The organism is Rhodococcus sp. NPDC006774, assembly GCF_040636045.1.
GTDB lineage: Bacteria > Actinomycetota > Actinomycetes > Mycobacteriales > Mycobacteriaceae > Rhodococcoides.
In genome coordinates this window covers 315340-335959 of record NZ_JBEYIW010000006.1, presented here as the reverse complement: position 1 = coordinate 335959, position 20620 = coordinate 315340, and the positions used below count along the sequence as shown (strand labels likewise).

Genomic DNA, 20620 nt, shown 5'->3' with positions numbered 1-20620 from the left:
CAGAACCCTCAATGCCGAGAACACCCCGTCGAACCCCGACGGAGAAGCCCTGGCAATGCAGCAGAGGACCCGGGTTCGATTCCCGGCAGCTCCACCGACGAAGACCGGGCCGAGAGACACACTCTCGGCCCGGTCTTCTTTTTCTGTCGGACAGGTCACAATCGCCCCGTTCGAACCGATCCCACCCGAAGCGGCCGCGGTGCCGAATAACCGGCATGAGCAACGAGCCGACTCCAGTTCTGCGCACCGGCAGAAGAGTGTCCGAGCCTGCACTGGTCGTGTTGGTCCTCGGCGGCGGCAAGGACGTGAGCCGGGCGCGCAGTAGGCCGTGGCACCTCGCCGGTCTGCGGATGTGGCCGTTCACCTGGATGCTTCGGCGCGTGGGACGCGCACACGACATTTCGGTGCAGCAGTTGCAATACCGGTTCCGCGGCTGGAACGCCCCCGAACGGTCGCCGGTCGAGGACGCCCGGTGGGCGCTGAACCGAATCCACGCGGAGCATCCCGACGTTCACGTGGTGGTCGTCGGCCATTCGATGGGTGGCCGCACCGCAGCTGCCCTGATCGACGACCCTTCTGTCGTGGGAGTGGAGCCTGCAGGAACGACCCAGAAAATCTCGGGTGTCGTCGCCTTGGCCCCGTGGTGGCCGGAGGGTGTGGAGGCCGACGGATTCGGCGCGCATCATGCGTTGCTCGTCGTTCACGGGACTGCAGACAAGTGGACCGATCCGAGAACCTCGCGCCGTGCGGTCGAACGTGCGGCGGCGCGCGGGGCTTCCGCTCGCTACCTTTCCGTTCCGGGTGGGCACTTCATGCTCCGCAATCCGCAGCTCTGGTCGCGGGCGACGCGTGACTTCGTTCTCGGTATCGCCGCCGATGCGCAGGCCGACTGCATGGGCAAACCGTCGTGACGCGCCGTCGTATCGCGGTGGTCGGGAGCGGTATCGCGGGCCTGACGGCCGCATACGCACTGTCGAAGAACTCGTCGGTGACGCTGTACGAGGCGGACTCTCGGCTCGGTGGTCACGCGGACACGCACCATGTCGACGGCCCCGACGGTCCGGTAGGCGTCGACACCGGGTTCATCGTGCACAACGACCGGACGTATCCGACTCTGCTGCGCCTGTTCGACGAACTGAACGTGCCGACGCAGGATTCGGACATGAGCATGTCCGTGCGCTGCGACGGGTGCGGGCTCGAGTACTCGGGCGGCCAGGGCATGAGCGGAATCCTCGCGCAACGTACGGCGGTGTTCAAGCCACGATTCGTCTCGATGTTGCTCGACGTCAAGCGTTTTCATCGCCTGGCCAACGAACTGCTGGACAGTGCCGAACCGGTGGAGTCCGAGACGACTCTCGCGCAGTTTCTCGAAGATCACTCGTTCTCGGCGTACTTCGAATCCCACTTCATGACGCCGTTGGTGTCCGCGGTGTGGTCGTGCGATCCGGATACTGCTCTCGCCTACCCGGCTCGCTACCTGTTCACTTTTCTCCGCCACCACGGAATGCTCACCGTCACAGGATCACCCACCTGGCGCACCGTCACCGGCGGGTCCATCGAATACGTTCGCCGGGTTGCGGAGCACATCGACGAGGTACTGCTCGATACCCCGGTGCGCGCGGTCTACAGGTCACCGGATTCCATGCAGATCCGCGACGGCCACGACCGCCTGCGCACGTTCGACGCGGCCGTGATCGCCGTGCATCCCGGTGCCGCGCTGAAGATGCTCGCAGAACCGACGGCCCTCGAGCACACCATCCTGGGAGCGATGCCGTACTCCACCAATCACACGCAACTGCACACGGACTCGTCGGTGTTGCCGAAGAACACCAGGGCGCGTGCATCGTGGAACTACCACCTCCCGTCGTGCACGGCCAGGCCCGACCGGGTGCTGGTCAGCTACGACCTGACCAGGTTGCAGCGCCTGGGCGACACCGATCGCAGAATGCTGGTCACCCTCGGTGGAGCGGATCGGATCGACCCGAACGCGGTACTCGACGAGATGACCTACGAACACCCTCAGTACACCCCCGAATCGGTTGCAGCGCAGCGTCGACTTCCCGAATTGGATACCGACACAGTGGCATTCGCCGGTGCGTACCACGGCTGGGGATTTCACGAGGACGGTGCGTTGTCGGGCGCGCGCGCCGCACAACGGGTGGGGGCCACGTGGCTCTGACATCGGTTCTGCCGACCACCCGCGCACACGGGGCGGCGTTGTATCGCACTCGGATCGACCACGTTCGACGCGCGCCGATTCGAAATACGTTCTCGTACAAGAGTTACAGCTGGTTCGTCGATCTCGACGCTCTTCCCGAATTGCCCCGGATACTGCGACCGCTGGCCTCCTTCGATCCCCGTGACCACCTCGGTGACCCCGACGCCACCATCCGCCAGAACGTCGACGTGTTCCTGGCGGAGAGCGGTATCGACCTCGGCGGCGGACGGATCACGATGTTGGCCAGTGCGCGGGTGTTCGGGCACACGTTCAACCCATTGAGTGTGTACTGGTGTCACGATCGCGACGGAGAGCTCCGCTGCGTGGTGGCGGAGGTGCACAACACCTACGGCGAGCGATACCGGTATCTGCTGCACACCGATCATCGCGGTGCGGCCCGCACGACCAAGGAGTTCTACGTATCGCCGTTCAACGACGTCGACGGCGAATACTCCATGCGGCTACCCGAGCCGGACGCCGCACTCCGTCTGTCGATCGTCCTCGAACGACCCGGTCGGCCTCCGTTCGTGGCGACCGTCCACGGCCGTCGTCGAGAGGTGACGTCGCGGTCCATTCTCCGCACCGCACTCGAGATCCCGTGTGCGCCGTTACGGGTGGTGATACAGATCCGCTGGCAGGGCATTCGGCTGTGGGCGCGGGGTCTGAAGATCGTGCAGAAACCTGCCCCTCCCGGGGCGCGAGAATTCCAGAAGGAAGGGGCCAACAGATGACAACTGTGTCGAAGGCCGATTCTGTGTCGAACCCGTACGGTGGTTCCGCTGTCGGTCCGCGCCCGCTGGTGGATCCACGGGTCTGGCCTCAGATCGCCCAGGTTCCCGGTGGCATGAAAGTTGCAGCCGCCGCACCAGTCGCCGACTTCCTCTTCCGCCGCGCGGTCGCGCGATTGCAGGTCCGGGTCGCGATGCCCGACGGCGAGGTCATCGGGGCAGGCTCGGCCGATGCACCGTTGATGACCGTCTATCGACCACACGACTTCGCCGCACGGGTCGGCGACAGCGGACTCATCGGATTCGGTGAGGCATACATGGCCGGAGACTGGGATGCCGCGGATCTCACTGCTGTGCTCGAGGTCTTCGCCCGGCGCATGGCGTCCCTGATTCCGAAGTCTCTGCAGCGCCTCCGAGGGCTCTATATCCCCAAGCCTCCACGGAGCGAGCGGAATACGACCAAGAACACGCGATCCAACATCTCGCGCCACTACGACCTGTCGAACGACCTCTTCGAACTCTTCCTCGACGAGACGATGACGTACTCCAGTGCGTTGTTCGCCGAATCGGGAGACGACGACAGTGAGGAGCTCGCCGACGCTCAGCGTCGCAAGATCGACCGGCTACTCGACCGGGCGGGCGTCGGCGAGGGAACCAGGGTGCTCGAGATCGGTACCGGATGGGGTGAGCTGGCCATCCGTGCGGCAGCTCGTGGTGCGACGGTCCGGTCGGTGACCTTGTCGACCGAACAGCAGGAATTGGCGCGTAAGCGCTGTGCCGCTGCCGGTTGCGGAGACCGGATCCAGATCGATCTCCTCGACTACCGCTTGGTCGACGGCGAGTACGACGCGATCGTGTCGGTCGAGATGATCGAGGCCGTCGGGCATCAGTACTGGGCGACGTACTTCGAGACGATCGACGCGCTGCTCGCACCGGGTGGGCGGGTTGCCCTCCAGGCCATCACGATGCCGCACGACCGAATGCTGGCTACCCGAAACACGTACACCTGGGTCCACAAGTACATATTTCCCGGCGGATTCCTGCCGTCCGTGCGGGCCATCGAGGAGGTGACCGAGCAGAGCACTTCGCTTCGGGTTCGCGAGCGTCTGTCGATGGGCGATCACTACGCGCGAACCCTCGCTCAGTGGGACAGGCGCTTCCGTGAATACCGCAGTGAGGCCGAGGAGCTCGGTTTCGACGAGGTGTTCGCGCGAATGTGGCACTTCTACCTGTGCTACTCGGAGGCCGGATTTCGATCCGGATACCTCGATGTTCAGCAGATCGTGCTCGACCGAAGGGACAACCGATGACCACCTCGACACTTTCCATCGAACGGACCGACCGCAGTGTCGGTGTCGCACACCGGATTGCCGAGCTGATCGAACCCCTGGTGGGTGGTCCGCTTCCCGTTCGGCTGCAGGCGTGGGACGGATCCGTTGCGGGAGATGCGTCGGCACCGCGAGTGCTGTTGCGGAGCCCGAGCGCCCTTCGTCGATTGCTGTGGAGCCCTGGCGAACTCGGTGCTGCACAGGCGTACGTCACCGGGGAGTTGGACGTCGACGGCGATCTCGCCGCGGCCCTCGATCACGTCTGGGGTGTGGTGCGTGAGCGCCGACTCTCGGCGATACGACCGGGGCCGGCGTCGCTCCTGCGGTTGGCGAAACTGGCCAAGGATCTCGGAGTGTTCGGCCGTCCTCTGCCGCCGCCCGTGTCGCAGGCATCGGTGAAAGGGCGGCTGCACTCGGTGCTTCGCGACCGCGCCGCGATCAGTCACCATTACGACCTGTCGAACGACTTCTACGAATTGGTGCTCGATTCGCACATGGCGTACTCGTCGGCGTACTGGACCTCGGATTCGCCGGACTACACCCTCGACGATGCCCAACGCGACAAACTCGACCTCGTCTGTCGAAAGATCGGTCTCGACAAGCGTGCCGGGCAACGCTTTCTCGACGTCGGCTGCGGCTGGGGGTCCCTGAGCCTGCATGCGGCTCAGGAGTACGGAGCGCAGGTCGTCGGAGTGACCATCTCGCGCGAACAGAAAGCCTTCATCGACAAACGAATTGCCGACCGAGGACTGCAGGACAACGTCGAGATCCGAATTCAGGATTATCGAGAGATTCCGGACGGGCCCTTCGACGCGGTGGCGTCGATCGAGATGGGTGAGCACGTGGGGGAGGCCAATTACCCGACCTACACCGCCGCACTGCACACCAACGTCAAGCCGGGTGGACGCGTGTTGATTCAGCAGATGTCGCGAAGAGAAGGTGACAACCCCGGCGGCGGAGCATTCATCGAGTCGTTCATCGCGCCGGACATGTACATGCGCCCCGTCGGGCGGACCGTCGCGATGATCGAGGAGGCAGGGCTGGAGGTTCGCGACGTCCACGCCCTTCGGGAGCATTACGTGCGGACCGTCGATGTCTGGACCGAGCGCTTCGAGGCGCGCTTCGACGAGGTGGTGGCGATGGTCGGGGAAGAGGTCGCGCGCGTGTGGCGGCTGTACCTGATCGGCGGCGGAATGGCCTTCCGGGACAACAGGATGGGCGTCGACCAGATTCTGGCGGTTCGGTCCGAGAACGGGACGTCCGAGTTGGAACCGGTGCGGCCGGTGTGGGTGGGCCCGCGGTGAACTGGTCCGACTTCCTCACGGTATCGCTTTCCAGCCTCGGCGGTACCGCCGTCCTGATGATCGTCACCGCCCTCATCGGCGCGCGCATCGGACGCCACAACGTCGTGGACGTGACGTGGGGCGGCGGGTTCGTTCTGATCGCGCTGATCTCGGCTGCGACCGGAACAGGCGAATTGTGGCGTCGAATACTTCTGCTCGTCCTCGTCGGTGTGTGGGGACTTCGTCTCGCAGTGCACGTCTTTCGACGCTCGCGTGGGCACGGTGAGGATCCGCGCTACACCGAACTGCTCGCCAAGGCCACCGGTAACAAAACCCTGTACGCCTTGCGGAAGATCTACCTGACGCAGGCGGTTGCATTGTGGTTCGTGTCCCTGCCGCTGCAGGTTTCCGCTGTCGCACACGGATCCGTTCTGCCGGTCGTCGTACTCGGCGTACTGGTCTGGATTCTCGGATGGACGTTCGAGGCAGTGGGGGATGCGCAGTTGACGGCCTTCAAGGCCGACGCGTCGAACAAGGGCAAGATCATGGATCGTGGGCTGTGGTCCTGGACGCGGCACCCCAACTACTTCGGTGACTCGGCAGTCTGGTGGGGACTGTTCCTCGTCGCGGCGTCGGCGTGGCCCGGAGTGTTCACGCTGCTGTCGCCCATGGCGATGACGTACTTCCTGGTGTTCGCCACCGGTGCGCGGTTGCTCGAGCGCAGCATGGAAAAGCGTCCGGGGTATCGCGAATACCAGCAGCGGACCAGCTATTTCCTCCCACGGCCGCCGAAAGGACCCAGCAAGTAGCTCGTGGGGGAGGCAGCGGCGCTAGGGTTGGTCGAGGATTTCGGTTCGTCGATCAACGAGGAGGCGCATCGTGGCGCACGAGAGAGCTGGAACCACTGCACTGCCGGAGGATCTGGTAGATCTTTCGCAGCTCGTGACGGCGTACTACTCGCGAGTTCCCGACGTGTCGGAACCCAGCCAGCAGGTGGTGTTCGGCACATCAGGGCATCGAGGATCCAGCTTGGATTCGGCGTTCAACGAGGCACACATCGTCGCGACGACGCAGGCGATCGTGGAGTACCGCGCTGCGCAAGGCATCACCGGGCCGTTGTTCATCGGCCGGGACACCCACGCGTTGTCGGAACCCGCCTGGACGACGGCTCTGGAAGTGTTGGCGGCCAACGACGTCGACGTACTGGTCGATTCGGGGGATCGGTACACCCCGACCCCGGCAGTCAGTCACGCCATCCTTCGGTACAACGAATCGGGCCCGGCGGCGAAGGCCGACGGCATCGTGGTGACTCCGTCGCACAACCCGCCCCGGGACGGCGGCTTCAAGTACAACCCTCCGCACGGCGGTCCTGCCGACAGTGATGCCACATCGGTCATCGCCGCTCGCGCGAACGAGCTTCTGCGCACCGGCATTTCGGGCATCGAGCGGGTGACGCTCGCGCAGGCGTTCGCGGGGAGCGTCTCGCGCTACGACTTCCTCGGCACCTATGTGGACGATCTGCCGAACGTGCTCGATCTCGATGCGATCCGTGCTGCCGGAGTTCGCATCGGCGCAGATCCGCTGGGCGGCGCGAGTGTCGATTACTGGGATGCCATCGCCGAGCGGCACAATCTGGACCTGACCGTGGTGAACCCGTTGGTGGACGGCACATTCCGCTTCATGACTCTCGACACCGACGGCAAGATCAGGATGGATTGCTCGTCGCCGAACGCGATGGCGTCGCTCATCGCAGCCCGCGATCGGTTCGACATCTCGACGGGCAACGATGCCGACTCCGACCGGCACGGCATCGTCACTCCCGACGGTGGCCTGATGAATCCCAATCACTTCCTCGCCGTCGCCATCGATTACTTGTTCACGCACCGACCCGATTGGTCGCCCACGGCGGCAGTGGGCAAGACGTTGGTGAGCTCGTCGATGATCGACCGGGTCGTCGCAGCTCTCGGCCGTCGTCTGCTCGAGGTGCCGGTCGGGTTCAAGTGGTTCGTTCCGGGTCTGCTCGCAGGCGAGCTCGGATTCGGCGGTGAGGAGAGCGCAGGAGCGTCGTTCCTCCGACACAACGGCCGAGTCTGGACCACCGACAAGGACGGCATCGTTCTCGCACTGCTGGCGTCCGAGATCACCGCCGTCACCGGATCCACGCCGTCGCAGCGCTACGGCGAGTTCACTGCGAAGTTCGGGAATCCGACGTATGCCCGCGTCGATGCACCGGCAACCCGCGAGCAGAAAGCCGTTCTCGCCAAGCTCTCGCCCGACCAGATCACCGCCACCGAGTTGGCAGGCGAACCGATCACGGCAACGCTGACCGAGGCTCCGGGAAACGGAGCCGCCCTCGGTGGCCTGAAGGTGACGACGGAGAGCGCCTGGTTCGCTGCGCGCCCGTCCGGAACCGAGGACGTCTACAAGATCTACGCAGAGTCGTTCCAGGGCGAAGAGCATCTCGCCCGAGTGCAAGCCGCAGCACGTGAACTGGTGTCGTCCGCACTCGAGAGCTCGTGACCGACTCACCTCCACCCGACAACGACAGTTCGGCTCCCGAGCCGGCATTCCGACCCGGAGGCAAGCTCCCACCCGAGATCTGGGTTCTGGTGTCGGCGGCGTTCGTCATCGCGCTCGGATTCGGCATCGTCGCGCCCGCTCTGCCACAGTTCGCCCGGGAATTCGGCGTCGGGTACACGGCGGCGTCGGCGGTCATCAGTGCATTCGCTCTCATGCGGTTGCTGTTCGCACCCGCCAGTGGTGCTCTGGTGCAGCGGCTCGGCGAGCGGCCCGTGTACCTGATCGGACTGCTGATCGTTGCGGTGTCCACCGGTGCGTGCGCTCTGGCCCAGACGTATTGGCAGCTGCTGGTGTTCCGCGGACTCGGCGGCATCGGCTCGACGATGTTCTCGGTGTCGGCACTGGGACTGCTGATCCGGATCAGTCCTCCGACCAGTCGTGGCCGCATCTCCGGCCTGTATGCGACCGCCTTCCTGTTGGGAACCATCGGCGGTCCGCTCGTCGGCGGCGCGCTCGTCGGGTTCGGTCTGCGGGTGCCTTTCGTCATCTATGCCGTGGCTCTGGTGATCGCCGCGGCCGTCGTGTATTTCACCCTGGGCAATTCCGACCTCGTCAAGCCGGAGAAGGGCTCGGCACCGCCGACGATGTCATTGCTTGCCGCGCTGCGGATCCCGTCGTATCAGGCGGCGCTGGCATCGAATTTCGCCAACGGTTGGGCTGTGTTCGGTGTTCGGGTGGCCTTGGTGCCGTTGTTCGTGGTGGAGGCGATGCAGCGATCCGAGGTGTTCGTCGGTATCGCGCTGACAGTGTTCGCAGTGGGAAATGCGCTGGTTCTCACCAGTGCAGGTCGCCTGTCCGATGTGCGCGGACGCAAGCCCTTCATGGTGGGTGGGTTGGCGGTGTGCGGCCTGGGGACCGTCGTGATGGGGTACGTCCACGATCCCGTGCTGTTTCTCGTGGTGTCGTTGATCGCCGGCATCGGATCGGGTCTGATGAGCCCCGCCCAGCAGGCCTCGGTTGCCGACGTGATCGGCTCGAAGGCGCGCGGAGGGCCCGTACTGGCTGCATTCCAGATGGCCTCCGATGTCGGCGCGGTCATCGGCCCGATCGTGGCCGGGATGATCGTCGAACAGGTCTCGTTCGGTCCGGCTTTCGCCGTGACGGGAGCGCTGCTTCTCCTGGCAGGACTCTGGTGGTCGCGAGTTCCGGACACCCTCGGACGCGAGCGCGCCTGACGGGCGCAACCGTAGTATTCGCTGTGTGAGCCAGAAGAAGATATCGAGTACGAAACACACACCCGAAGCAACCTCCAATACGATGACCTACGTATTGGGTGGCATCGCATTCGTCGTAGTGGTGATCGTCATCGCGGTGGCGATCATGTGGCAGAGCGGAAGCGACGCTCCACGCAACGATGGCTACGGAACGGTCAAGAATCCGGCGGTCGAATTGTCGTTGCCGGGTGACGGGGTGGTGCAGCTGTCGCGTCCGGAAGCGCAGCGGGTCATCGATGTCTTCGAGGATCCGATGTGCCCGTTCTGCGGCGACCTCGAAGTGAAACACGGCCAGGAGCTGGCTCAGAAAATCGACGACGGTGTCGTCTCGGTGAATTACCACCTGGTCAATTTCCTGGATCCGCAGTCGCCGTCCGGTGACTATTCGACGCGTGCCGTCGCGGCGTCGCACTGCGTGGCAGCGACAGAGAACGCGCGGGTCTACTCCGCATTTCACGCCGGTCTGTTCGACCCGGAATTTCGCCCCGAAGAAGGCGGTGACTCCGACCGAACCGATGCCGAACTCGCGGAACTCGCCCGATCCGTCGGAGCCAGCGATCTGGCAACGGAGTGCATCGCCGCCGGTGCGCAGCGCGACGCAGCAGTAGCGGATGCGAACACCGGACGGGACGCGTTGGCGGCGTCGGGTGCCCGTGGAACGCCAGGGGTCCTCGTCGACGGTCAGGTCGTCGATGCGCTCGGTGACTCGGAATGGCTTGCGTCGATCAACTGATCTCGGGGCGTGGGTGCGGTCGGTGATCGAGGATTCGGTACCGGCCGCACCAGGTGATTTGTTGCTGCTGCGACCGATGGTGTAACTTCGTTCGAGCAACCGCATGAGCGGGAGCACGCAGTACTCGGGGCTATGGCGCAGCTGGTAGCGCACCACACTGGCAGTGTGGGGGTCAGGGGTTCGAGTCCCCTTAGCTCCACCGTGAAGGACAAGCTCGTTTTCGGTCAATGAAAAAGCGTCGCCCCCGGGCGACGCTTTTCTTGTTTCGGTGTCACCGACCGCCGAGTCGGCATCCGAGCGTCCCGCCCGGAGCCGATTCGTCGATCGACGGCTCAGTGTGCTGCGTCGAACGCCTGCTCGACCTCGGCGGGGATTCTGCCTCGCGCCGAGATGTTGTGGCCGTTCGCCTTGGCCCATTCTCTGATGGCTTTGGTCTGATTGGCGTCGCGCTTGGCGCCGGTTGCGGGAGTGCTCGACTTCTTCGTTCGCTTTCCACCGACCTTGGTGGAGTGCTCGATGTAATAGTCGAGCTTGCGGTGAAATTCCTTCGCGTTCTTGTCGCTCAGGTCGATTTCGTAGCTGACTCCGTTGACCGAATAGGTTATGTGTTCGCCACCGGATTCGATCGGTTTTTCGTCGATGTCGTCGACTAGTTGCACATAGACTTTTCTGGCCATGCTGAAGCTCTCCAATGATGCAGGGGATGATGCGGGGATGTCCAGATCGAACTGAAGCGACTATACGGCTGAACAATGTGGTTATCCACGCGGGCCGGGGAATTGTTACGTAATTCCCAGAATTGTCTCGAAATCGGATCGTGTGGTTACCGAAACGTCGATATGCATGCGAGAACATTGTCTCGCTGCGACCGTGTGTCATAAAGGAGACAAAAGACGAACCGGCCGGTTCGAAGGCGGTTTTCCATCATCGAGTCGGTTCGTGGTCGTTTCGGTGGGGCCGTGGACGATCTCGGCGCGAAACGACCATTCGTGTCGGCAACGAATCGGTCACGGAAGGCACTCATTTCCCTAACGAATCATTGTGCGAGTCTCCCCGGGGCCGTCTTCTGCTTCACTTGAGGCGCAAGTGTCTGTTGTGACGTGTGGTGCCCCGCGATGCGGTGACCGCTCGGATCAGCGGTGTCCGAGGGGCCGAGAGGGAGTAGCGCAGCGAGCTCCACCGTTGCGCCCACGACGATATGAAATCTGCACCGATGAGCAGGTCGGCAGTAACGGCGCTGATGTGCGTCGGAGTGCTCGGTGTCGGAGTGCTCGTGTCGGCGCTGGCCATCGCCGCACCGTCCAGCACGGCACCCCCCGCCGGCACCGAGTTGTCGGGGAAGACAGTGTTCCTCGACCCGGGTCACCAGGGCACCGCACACTCGGAGAATCTGCAGCGGCAGGTGAACGACGGGCGGGGAGGCACCAAGGATTGCCAGACCACCGGTATGACCACACTGGACGGCGTGCCCGAGCACACGATCAACTGGAAAGTCAGCGAGCTGGTCCGATCGAGCCTGGAGAGTCTGGGTGCGACGGTCGAGACGAGTCGAGCCGACGACACCGGCTGGGGCGGATGCGTCGACGACAGGGCGCGGGCCGCCAGCGAGTCCGGTGCCGACGTGGCCGTGAGTATTCATGCGGACTCCACGAGTACGACGACCGATGCGGACAAGCACGGGTTCCATCTGATCGTTCCCACTCTGCCGATTCCGAGCGCGGCTGCCGATGCTGCCCAGTCCGAGGGGGGACGGTCGGCATCGACTCTGATGCGAGACTCCTACGTGCGCGCAGGCTTCGAGCCCGCGAACTACGCAGGGGTCGAGAACGGGATACAGGAACGATCCGATGTCGCCGGGCCCGCGCTGACCACGGTGCCCCTCGTGTTCGTCGAGATGGGCAACGGATCCAACCCCGGCGACGCAGCTCTTCTCGAGAGCTCGGACGGTCAGCTGAAGCATGCGATCGCGATCTCGACGGGGATCATCGACTACCTCCTCGGGGCCGAAACCGCCTCCACCCCAGCGGCCGCCGCCACCACGACTGCGGCTGCCCCCGCCGCGACAGCGACGACCGACACCGCCGCGCCCGCAGCGACGTCAACCGGCCCCGCAGGCCCCGCGGCCGAGGGGCGTAGCGCATTGTCGAGGTTGCTCGAGAGCGTGTCCCCGTACGTGAATGCATTCGGCGTCGACGGCCTGGCAGGACTCGCGACCCCGGACAACGTGAGCAGTGTGTCGACGTTCGCTCGAGGCCTGCTGAAACAGATTCTCACCGACCGGTAGTCTCGGACGCCGTGGCGCGTCGACGAATTCCGGTGGTGATAGTTGCGGGCTTTCTCGGAGCAGGTAAGACCACGCTTCTGAACCACCTGCTGCGCAATGATTCCGGCATCCGAATAGGGGTTGTGGTCAACGACTTCGGGGCGATCAACATCGACTCGATGCTCGTGGCCGGCCAGGTCGATTCGATGGTCTCACTCGGTAACGGCTGCATCTGTTGCGCTGTCGACATCAGCGATATGGACGCGATGTTCGACGCCCTCGCGCACCGTCGGTCCGCCATCGACGTGATCGTGGTGGAGGCCAGTGGCCTGGCCGAACCCCGCAATCTCATCAGAATGGTTCGGGGTAGCCAGAACGAATTCATCGTCTACGGCGGGCTCGTCGGTGTCGTCGACGCGGTGGAGTTCCCGCGGACCCGCACGCGCCATCCCGAGATCGACCAGCACCTGCAATTGGCCGACCTGGTGGTGCTGAACAAGTCGGATGCGGTGACCGAGTCCGAGCGCTCCGCGGTGGTGTCGACGGTGCAGTCCGTCGTAGGAGACGTGCCCGTCGTACCCGTGGCCTTCGGTCGGGTCGACCCGCTGCTGCTGTTCGATCGGCGTGACGATCACTCGGTGGATTCGGCAATGGCGGTGCAGCTGTCCTTCGACGAGCTACTCCGGGAGAACCACGATCACGACCACGACCACGACCATCACCTGCACGCGCAGTACTCACACACCCAATTCGTCACGACGATTCCCGTCGAACCGCGCCGTTTGATCGAGTTCTTGGAGAATCCTTCCGGAAACCTCTACCGCATCAAGGGATTCGTGCACTTCGGCATCACCGGCTACACGCAGAAGTTCGTCGTGCACACGGTGGGCCGACACATCCGATTCGAGGCTGCGTCGTGGGCCCGGGGTGAGCCCGAGCAGACGTCACTGGTGCTGATCGGTACCGATCTCGATGCGTCGGCCGTCGAGCAGCGGTTGCGTGCCTGCGTGCGAGGACCGGACGACGCCGACGACGCCTCCGCCATGCTTCCGGTCCATCGTTATCTCGAGACCGGTTAGTTCTTTTACAGCCCGACCCACTCGGTACGTCCGCCCTCGAATCCCTGACGCTTCCAGATCGGGACCTCGGCCTTGATGCGCTCGACGAGTCGGGCGCAGGCTTCGAACGCTTCGGCGCGATGAGCCGAGCCGACGGCCGCGACGAGCGCGAGGTCGCCGACCCGTAGATCGCCGACGCGATGTACTGCGGCCACTGCCAATCCCGTCTCTGCCGATACCTCCGAGCAGCAGCGGCTCAGGAAGCGTTCCGCGTCGGGATGTGCGCGGTATTCCAGAGTCTCCACCGCATGCCCGCCGTCGTGATCGCGCACGATTCCGCTGAACAGTACAACGGCACCGTGACGCGAATCCTGAACTGCCACCTCTACTTCGGCAGTGCTCAACGGTTCGTTCGAGATACGGGCGACGAGCTCACTCATCGTGGGGGCCTCCTCCGGCGATCTGGGCCAGCACATGGTCGAGGAGCGGGTCGAGAACGGAGAGTCCGTCCTTCACGCCACCCGGCGAGCCCGGCAGGTTGACTACGAGCGTGCGTCCGATCAGACCCGAGACACCGCGGCTGAGCACCGCATGAGGTGTCGCAGATGTTCCGCGGGTTCGGATCGCATCGGCTATCCCCGGCATGTCGATGTCGAGGAGCGCCGCCGTCGCCTCGGGGGTTGCATCGGTGGGGGATACGCCGGTGCCGCCCGTGCTGACGATCAGCGACGGTTCGCCGCGTAGGGCGTCCTGCAACCCCGTAGCGATGTCGGCATCGGCGTACACCAGTGGGCCACGCACGGCGAAGCCCCGGTCGGTCAACCAGGACGCGATGGTGGGGCCGGTGGTGTCCGGGCGAGATCCGTTCGCGCCGCCGGTCGAGGCGACCAGAACCGCTGCGGACCGTGAGGAATCGAATATCGGCGCAGCCGCAGAATCGGGGGAGTCCGCTGCGTCGTCCCGTTGCCAATGTCCGTGCTTACCGCCGTCTTTGGTGAGCAACCGGACACCGTTCATGGTGGCACCGGGATCGACGGCTTTGACCATGTCGTGCAGCGTCAGGCCGGCTACGGCGACCGCGGTCAGTGCTTCCATCTCCACCCCGGTACGTCCGGTGGTGCGGGCGGTTGCCTCGACCGTGATGGACGAGTCGGTGAATCCGAACGAGATCTTCACCGAGGAGAGGGCGAGCTGGTGGCACAGCGGAATCAGTTCCGACGTCTTCTTCGCCGCCGAGATGCCCGCGATGCGGGCGGTGGCGAGAACGTCGGCCTTGGGCATGTCGTCCGCGCGCACGAGCGCGACGACCTCGGCGGTGGTGACGAACTCACCGGCGGCGACGGCCGTGCGCGAGGTTTCCTTCTTGTGCGCCACATCGACCATGCGGGCGCGGCCCTGATCGTCGAGATGAGACAGTTGGGGTTGCGGTACATCTGTGGTCACAGTGGCCACACCTCCACGTCGGATCCTGCAGCGAGTTCGGTTGTCTCGGAGTCGATGTCGATCAGCACATCGGCCCATGCCAGTGCAGCGACCAGGTGCGAGCCGGGACCGGCGACGAGCTCCACCCGCCCGTCGTCGCGCAATCGGCCACGGAGCAGTTGTCTTCGACCGGGCGGAGACACGATCGGTTCGTGCAGGGCCGCAGGGGCCGAGAGTACCGGCGGCAGACCGGCCGCTCGCCGAACGATGTTGCGCGCGAACATGATGTACGAGACGACCGTACTGACGGGATTGCCGGGAAAGCTGAGCACGGGAACACCGTCGAACATCGTGATGCCCTGCGGACCACCCGGCTGCATACGAACCGACCCGAAGTTGCCGCCGAGCGGCCGGAGTACGTCCTTGACCACCTCGAAGTCGCCCATCGATACTCCGCCGGACGTGATGATCAGCTCGACCGATTCTGCTGCGGCGTCGAGGATCTCACGAAAGCGGCTCGGCTCGTCGGAGCTGCGCGAGACGGAGACCACCTCTGCGCCGCTGGCGCGAAGGTGTGCGGCGAGGGTGATGCCGTTCGAGTCGTAGATCTGACCGGGCGTCAGCGTCGAGCCGGCGTCGACCAGTTCGGCACCGGTGGTCACGACGGCCACGCGTGGACGCGAACGGACGTCGATGTCGCCGAAGCCGACGGCAGCGAGAACGGAGATGTGTCGGGGTTCCAGAACGCGGCCCGACTCGACCAGGACCGTTCCGACGCGTACGTCGCTGCCCTGCTCGCGTACGAATTCACCTGCTGCGCGGCTTCTTTCGATCGTCACGGAACCGGCCGCCGGTACGGAGGTGTCTTCGACGGGGACGATTGCGTCCGCTCCGTCCGGAATGGGGGCACCGGTCATGATCTTGGCGGCGCTGCCCGAGGCGAGGACTGCCGATTCCGTCGGGCCTGCGGCGATGATCGTCGAGACCGGAAGCGTCACCGGGGTCGTGGCCACGGATCGAGAATCCACGGCATAGCCGTCCATCTGCGAGTTGCGGAACAGCGGCAGATCGACCGGCGATCGCACGTCCTCGAACGCGACGCGTCCCAGCGCGTCATCGAGAGGAATTCGCTGAGCTGTTCTCGTGGTCAACGCCGCGAGCAGAGTCTCGACCGCGGCGGTGTGTTCCTCGACCGATACAGCGGTCACTGTGCGAATCCAGTGATCGCGTGCGTGTGCTCAACCGTCATGGGTGCCAATCCTAAGCACGCCGATCCGTCCACTCGGTGTGGGCTGCGGCATAATGGGTAGACACACGAACGACAGACGTGATTTCCGACGGAGACGAGGTACGAGGTGACGGTGGACAGTGTTACCTCGCTGGGCATTCCCGGGTTCGGCACCACCACGGGTTCGACGGCAGGCAGTGTCGGCTCGGTGTCCGACCGGCCGGACGTGCCGCATCTGATCGATCGATTCGGCCGAGTCGCGCGCGACCTGCGTATCTCCATCACCGAGAAATGCTCCTTGCGGTGCACCTACTGCATGCCGGAGGAGGGGCTTCCGGCCATTCCTGCGTCGAACCTGCTCACGCCGACCGAGATCGCGCGAGTGGTGTCGGTGTCCGTGCGGCTGCTGGGTATTCGGGACGTGCGCTTCACCGGAGGCGAGCCGCTGATGCGCCGCGACCTCGACGAGATCTTGAGGCTGTGCTCCGATGCTGCGGCAGGTGTACCGCTGTCGATGACCACCAACGCAGTGGGTCTGGAGCACCGCGCCGGGGCACTGGCCGATGCCGGTTTGACCCGGGTCAACGTGTCCCTGGATTCGGTCGACCGCGAAGACTTCGCGCGGCTGACCAGACGCGACCGATTGCCGTCGGTACTGGCCGGAATCCGAGCGGCGAAGCGAGCGGGCATCGGTCCGGTGAAGATCAACGCAGTGCTGATGCGCGACACGCTGTCCGGTGCAGTCGATCTACTGCGCTGGTGTCTCGACGAAGGGGTGGCACTGCGCTTCATCGAGCAGATGCCGCTCGATGCCGACCACGAGTGGGCTCGGGCCAACATGATCGACGCCCAGACCTTGCTCGACGAGCTGTCCACCGAGTTCGACCTACGTGAGGTGGGGCGCGCCGATCCGTCGGCACCGGCCGAGGAATGGAGCGTCGACGGTACCGATGCGACCGTCGGCATCATCGCGTCGGTGACGCGCTCGTTCTGCGGTGATTGCGACCGCACCAGGATCACTGCAGAAGGAACGATTCGGTCCTGTCTGTTCAGCGACGACGAGACCGATCTGCGGGCAGCTCTGCGCGGCGGTGCCACCGACGACGAACTGGCAGCGGTGTGGCGCGGGGCGATGTGGAACAAGTGGGCGGGGCACGGCATCGACGCCGACGGCTTCGTACCTCCCACCCGCAGCATGGGAGCCATCGGTGGCTGACACCCGGGTGGAGGTGCGGTACTTCGCTGCAGCGGTCGACGCGTCGCACTGCGAGTCCGAGTACCTCACCGTGCCGGTCGGTGCCACCCTCTCCGATCTGCGAGAGCTGATCCTGTCTCGGCACGGCGCGCCGATGGAGCCGATTCTTCGGGTCTCGGCCTACCTGGTGGGAGATGATCTCACCCGCGATCTCGGGCGCACGATCGGCGGCAGGGTCGACGTACTGCCGCCCTTCGCCGGCGGCTGAGCACACCCGGTTCGCCGCGCCACCGACCTGTGGCTGCCCGATTCAGCTGCTTCTCTTCCACCAATCGTCGAACGGCGTCACGGGCACCGTGCGCTTGTGACGAGTTGCGAGGAACATCTTCTCCAGCTTGTCGGCGACCTCGTCGGTGACGTCCTTGCCCTCCAGGTAGTCGTCGATCTGTTCGTACGTGACACCGAGCGCTTCCTCGTCGGGTAGCGCCGGACGATCGTCCTCGAGATCTGCGGTGGGAACTTTGCGCCAGGTGCTCTCGGGTGCTCCCAGTTCGCGCAGCAGCGCCGCACCTTGACGCTTGCTCAAGCCGGTCAGCGGAGTCAGATCGACGCCGCCGTCACCGAACTTGGTGAAGAAACCGGTGATTGCCTCGGCGGCGTGATCGGTGCCCACCACGACGTAGCCGAGTTCGCCGGCGAGTGCGTACTGGGCCACCATGCGCTGGCGGGCCTTGATGTTGCCGCGGACGAAGTCTCGGATTTCGGCACTTCCCAGCGCGTCCGCGGTCGCGGCCGCTGCGGCGTCGGCAGCGTCCTTGATGTTCACCGTCACCGTGCGGTCGGGATCGATGAATTTCAACGCGATCGATGCGTCGTCCTCGTCGGCCTGCACACCGTAGGGGAGGCGAACGGCGACGAACTCGGCCTCGTGTCCGTCGGCTCGGAGCTCCGTTGCTGCCTGTTGGGCGAGTTTGCCGGTGAGCGTGCTGTCCTGACCGCCACTGATTCCGAGTACGAATCCCGAGGCCGGAGTCGACGCCAGGTAGTCCTTGAGAAAGTCCACTCGTCTGCGGACCTCCGTGATCGGGTCGATGGTCGACTGCACGGCCAGCTCACGCATGATCCCCGAGCGCAATTCCGAGTTGATGTGTCCCATCACGCCATCCTAATGACGAGTGCCGGGATTCGATCTCGCGCCGTGCGTAGTGTCGGTGGTCGTGAGTGGATCCTCCGATACCTTCGTCAAGCGAAACCCCCAGGCCCACCCCGACTTCTACGCCGCCGAGGCCGCCGGGCTTCGGTGGCTCGGCGAGGCGGCGGCCCCGGTCGTCGGAGTGATCGGGCACGACCGGACGTACATCGAACTCGAGCGGCTGGCCGCGGCCCGTCCCACGCTCGCCGCAGCCGAACGATTCGGGCGCGCACTGGCATCGACGCACTCTGCCGGAGCCGGTGGGTTCGGTGCGCCGCCGGTCGGCTCCGACGGCGTCGCTTTCTCGGGTCAGCTGTTCATCGGATCCCGGCCCATGAGCAGTACGGTGCACCGAACCTGGGGTGCCTTCTATGCGGCCGAACGAGTGGTGCCGTTTCTCCGAATCGCGGTCGACGCCGGCACGGTGACGCAGGGCGAGGCGGCGATCGTCGAATCGGCGTGCGGACGCATCGCGGACGGAGACTTCGACGACGCGGAGCCGCCGAGCCGTATTCACGGCGACCTCTGGAACGGCAACGTGTTCTGGACCGACGCGGGAGTGGTGCTGATCGACCCGGCAGCACACGGTGGGCACCGCGAGACCGATCTGGCGATGCTCGCACTGTTCGGTTGCCCCCACCTCGACGTCGTCGTCGACGGCTACGAGGCGGTGCAGCCGTTGCGATCCGGGTGGCGCGAGCGCACGGCTCTGCATCAGCTGCATCCGCTCGCCGTTCACGCGGCCGGGCACGGCCGCGCGTACGGCACCGCGCTGCACGCGGCGGCCGCGGCCGTCGTAGGGCTGTGAGCGACGGATCTACCGAAGGCGAGTTGCCCCGATGGCTATCGGACTCTAGTTGCCCCGATGGCTATCGGACCCGAGTTGCCCTGCGTACCAGGTCTTCCCAGCCGTCGGCCAGGCGATCCATCGGCATCCCCAGATCTCGGTACTGGTGGAGTACCAGGGTGGCCTCGAGTGGTGTGAGCAGCCAGTACGCGAGCAATTCGAGATCCCCGTCCACCTCGGCTGCGCGGAGCAGCGACAGGACGTGGGTGAAGTTGACCATGTGCGCCGGGGCGGAATATCGCGCGTCGTCAGCGCTCTCCGCGGCGCGCAGCACTTCCCCCTGGACGTTGACGAACTCCAGTCGAGCTCGGCCGAAAGCGACGAGGCGATCGATCGGGTCGGCTCCCGGGCCGAGCGGCGGGTCGCCGAACATGAACGAGTGCTGCAGCTTCTTCTCGGTGTGGTCGAGCAACGCGCGCATCAGCCCGGCCCGGTTCCCGAAGCGACGGAATACTGTGCCCTTGCCCACTCCGGCCTTGCTGGCCACTGCGTCCATGGTGATGGCGTCGGCTCCGACGGTCGCCACCAGATCCGTTGCGGCGTCGAGGAGCAGCCGACGGTTGCGCGCTGCGTCGCACCGTTCGGATTCCTCGCCCGCTATGGGCAGCATCGGGCCGGTCACAGCCGAAGCCTACCTTGCCGGGAACATAAATGGACCACGGTCCGTTTGGATGGTAGGAATTGACACGACGATCACGTCATCCGAACTTGCGAAGGAATAACCTCATGTCAGACGCTCATGTACTCGTTCTCGTCGGAAGCCTGCGCGCCGAGTCGGTGAACAGGCGAATCGCCGAGACCGCTGTCACCGTGGCACCCGCCGGTGCCGAGGTAGTGGTCTACGACGGACTCGGAGATGTCCCCTTCTACAACGAGGACATCGACGTCGAGGGATCGGTGCCCGAGGGCGCACTCGCGCTGCGGGCCGCTGCCGAAAAGGCCTCGGCGTTGTTGCTGGTCACGCCCGAATACAACGGCACCATTCCGGCCGTGCTGAAGAACGCCATCGACTGGCTCTCCCGTCCGTACGGTGCCGGTGCCATGGTGGGCAAGCCGGTCGTCGTCATCAGCGCGTCGCCCAGCGGCAACGGAGCCAAGTGGGCACACGAGGACACCAGCAAGGCCGTGCGCATAGCAGGCGGAACCGTTCTCGAAGATGTTCAGCTCTCCATCGGCGGCACCATGGACAAGTTCGGTTCGGCGCACCCGCGCGAGAACGCCGAGGTCTCCGGTGAGATCGGCCATGTCGTCGCCGAGTTGGTCAAGGCTGCCGACGAACTCGTGAGTGCGTGACCCTGTCTCAGTTATGAGAATCATTTTCATGTAAGATG

The 20620-nt window shown here is 64.9% G+C and carries 21 protein-coding genes and 1 tRNA gene; 16 read left to right on the top strand and 6 right to left on the bottom strand.

Annotation, left to right across the window (positions count from 1 at the left end; translation table 11 throughout):
• The first annotated feature begins 215 nt into the window (after window positions 1–215).
• The 10 genes from ABZ677_RS12530 (at window position 216) to ABZ677_RS12485 (ending at window position 10283) form a co-directional block, all read left to right on the top strand.
• Window positions 216–911, top strand: coding sequence for an alpha/beta fold hydrolase (locus tag ABZ677_RS12530; RefSeq protein ID WP_358369657.1), 696 nt, complete (start codon window positions 216–218; stop codon window positions 909–911).
• Entirely contained in the window at window positions 908–2179 is a 1272-nt protein-coding gene (locus tag ABZ677_RS12525) for an FAD-dependent oxidoreductase (protein WP_358369654.1), read from the top strand. The genes ABZ677_RS12530 and ABZ677_RS12525 overlap by 4 nt, the downstream gene beginning before the upstream one ends.
• Window positions 2170–2949, top strand: coding sequence for a DUF1365 domain-containing protein (locus tag ABZ677_RS12520; protein ID WP_358369651.1), 780 nt, complete (start codon window positions 2170–2172; stop codon window positions 2947–2949). The genes ABZ677_RS12525 and ABZ677_RS12520 overlap by 10 nt, the downstream gene beginning before the upstream one ends.
• Window positions 2946–4256, top strand: coding sequence for a cyclopropane-fatty-acyl-phospholipid synthase family protein (locus tag ABZ677_RS12515; protein ID WP_358369648.1), 1311 nt, complete (start codon window positions 2946–2948; stop codon window positions 4254–4256). The genes ABZ677_RS12520 and ABZ677_RS12515 overlap by 4 nt, the downstream gene beginning before the upstream one ends.
• Window positions 4253–5578 (top strand): cyclopropane-fatty-acyl-phospholipid synthase family protein, encoded by a 1326-nt coding sequence (locus ABZ677_RS12510; RefSeq protein WP_358369645.1) that lies wholly within the window; start codon window positions 4253–4255, stop codon window positions 5576–5578. Before ABZ677_RS12515 ends, ABZ677_RS12510 begins: the two co-directional genes overlap by 4 nt.
• Before the next feature lie 56 nt (window positions 5579–5634).
• Window positions 5635–6366 (top strand): DUF1295 domain-containing protein, encoded by a 732-nt coding sequence (locus ABZ677_RS12505; RefSeq protein ID WP_358369716.1) that lies wholly within the window; start codon window positions 5635–5637, stop codon window positions 6364–6366.
• Between the two features lie 70 nt (window positions 6367–6436).
• Complete coding sequence (pgm, locus tag ABZ677_RS12500; protein WP_094634164.1) at window positions 6437–8077, top strand: phosphoglucomutase (alpha-D-glucose-1,6-bisphosphate-dependent); 1641 nt, start codon at window positions 6437–6439, stop codon at window positions 8075–8077.
• Between the two features lie 77 nt (window positions 8078–8154).
• Window positions 8155–9312, top strand: coding sequence for an MFS transporter (locus tag ABZ677_RS12495; RefSeq protein ID WP_052047593.1), 1158 nt, complete (start codon window positions 8155–8157; stop codon window positions 9310–9312).
• Window positions 9313–9394: 82 nt separating this feature from the next.
• Entirely contained in the window at window positions 9395–10084 is a 690-nt protein-coding gene (locus ABZ677_RS12490) for a DsbA family protein (protein ID WP_082323597.1), read from the top strand.
• A 126-nt stretch (window positions 10085–10210) separates the two neighbouring features.
• Window positions 10211–10283, top strand: a tRNA-Ala gene (locus tag ABZ677_RS12485).
• A gap of 133 nt (window positions 10284–10416) precedes the next feature.
• Here the strand turns inward: ABZ677_RS12485 and ABZ677_RS12480 are convergent.
• Window positions 10417–10761 carry an Lsr2 family protein gene (locus tag ABZ677_RS12480; RefSeq protein WP_037190211.1) on the bottom strand — a complete coding sequence of 115 codons (345 nt, stop codon included), beginning with the start codon at window positions 10759–10761 and terminating at the stop codon, window positions 10417–10419.
• Between the two features lie 536 nt (window positions 10762–11297).
• Between ABZ677_RS12480 and ABZ677_RS12475 the strand changes: the two genes are divergently transcribed.
• Together ABZ677_RS12475 and ABZ677_RS12470 are read left to right on the top strand one after the other, a co-directional pair.
• The gene (locus ABZ677_RS12475; protein WP_358369640.1) at window positions 11298–12368 is read left to right on the top strand and encodes an N-acetylmuramoyl-L-alanine amidase; all 1071 of its coding nucleotides are present in this window, start codon (window positions 11298–11300) and stop codon (window positions 12366–12368) included.
• An 11-nt stretch (window positions 12369–12379) separates the two neighbouring features.
• Entirely contained in the window at window positions 12380–13426 is a 1047-nt protein-coding gene (locus ABZ677_RS12470) for a CobW family GTP-binding protein (RefSeq protein WP_358369637.1), read from the top strand.
• A gap of 5 nt (window positions 13427–13431) precedes the next feature.
• Here the strand turns inward: ABZ677_RS12470 and ABZ677_RS12465 are convergent, their stop codons facing one another.
• The 3 genes from ABZ677_RS12465 to glp are packed head-to-tail and all read right to left on the bottom strand — an operon-like array spanning window position 13432 to window position 16035.
• Window positions 13432–13845, bottom strand: coding sequence for a molybdenum cofactor biosynthesis protein MoaE (locus ABZ677_RS12465; protein WP_037189816.1), 414 nt, complete (start codon window positions 13843–13845; stop codon window positions 13432–13434).
• The gene (gene moaCB / locus ABZ677_RS12460) at window positions 13838–14848 is read right to left on the bottom strand and encodes a bifunctional molybdenum cofactor biosynthesis protein MoaC/MoaB (protein ID WP_094742231.1); all 1011 of its coding nucleotides are present in this window, start codon (window positions 14846–14848) and stop codon (window positions 13838–13840) included. Before moaCB ends, ABZ677_RS12465 begins: the two co-directional genes overlap by 8 nt.
• A complete protein-coding gene (gene glp / locus ABZ677_RS12455) occupies window positions 14845–16035 on the bottom strand; it encodes a gephyrin-like molybdotransferase Glp (protein WP_358369633.1) in 1191 nt (396 codons plus the stop codon). The genes moaCB and glp overlap by 4 nt, the downstream gene beginning before the upstream one ends.
• Window positions 16036–16212: 177 nt before the next feature.
• On the opposite strand from glp, the gene moaA reads away from it, so the two are divergent.
• Together moaA and ABZ677_RS12445 are read left to right on the top strand one after the other, a co-directional pair.
• The gene (gene moaA, locus ABZ677_RS12450; RefSeq protein ID WP_094742230.1) at window positions 16213–17271 is read left to right on the top strand and encodes a GTP 3',8-cyclase MoaA; all 1059 of its coding nucleotides are present in this window, start codon (window positions 16213–16215) and stop codon (window positions 17269–17271) included.
• The gene (locus ABZ677_RS12445) at window positions 17264–17518 is read left to right on the top strand and encodes a MoaD/ThiS family protein (RefSeq protein ID WP_358369630.1); all 255 of its coding nucleotides are present in this window, start codon (window positions 17264–17266) and stop codon (window positions 17516–17518) included. The genes moaA and ABZ677_RS12445 overlap by 8 nt, the downstream gene beginning before the upstream one ends.
• A 42-nt stretch (window positions 17519–17560) precedes the next feature.
• Here ABZ677_RS12445 and nadE read toward each other — a convergent pair whose 3' ends face one another.
• The gene (nadE, locus tag ABZ677_RS12440; RefSeq protein WP_037189807.1) at window positions 17561–18406 is read right to left on the bottom strand and encodes an ammonia-dependent NAD(+) synthetase; all 846 of its coding nucleotides are present in this window, start codon (window positions 18404–18406) and stop codon (window positions 17561–17563) included.
• Window positions 18407–18461: 55 nt separating this feature from the next.
• Between nadE and ABZ677_RS12435 the strand changes: the two genes are divergently transcribed.
• Entirely contained in the window at window positions 18462–19250 is a 789-nt protein-coding gene (locus ABZ677_RS12435) for a fructosamine kinase family protein (protein ID WP_358369713.1), read from the top strand.
• Window positions 19251–19311: 61 nt separating this feature from the next.
• Here the strand turns inward: ABZ677_RS12435 and ABZ677_RS12430 are convergent, their stop codons facing one another.
• The gene (locus ABZ677_RS12430) at window positions 19312–19911 is read right to left on the bottom strand and encodes a TetR/AcrR family transcriptional regulator (RefSeq protein ID WP_037189803.1); all 600 of its coding nucleotides are present in this window, start codon (window positions 19909–19911) and stop codon (window positions 19312–19314) included.
• A gap of 104 nt (window positions 19912–20015) precedes the next feature.
• On the opposite strand from ABZ677_RS12430, the gene ABZ677_RS12425 reads away from it, so the two are divergent.
• Entirely contained in the window at window positions 20016–20582 is a 567-nt protein-coding gene (locus ABZ677_RS12425) for an NAD(P)H-dependent oxidoreductase (protein WP_037189802.1), read from the top strand.
• Window positions 20583–20620 lie beyond the last annotated feature (38 nt).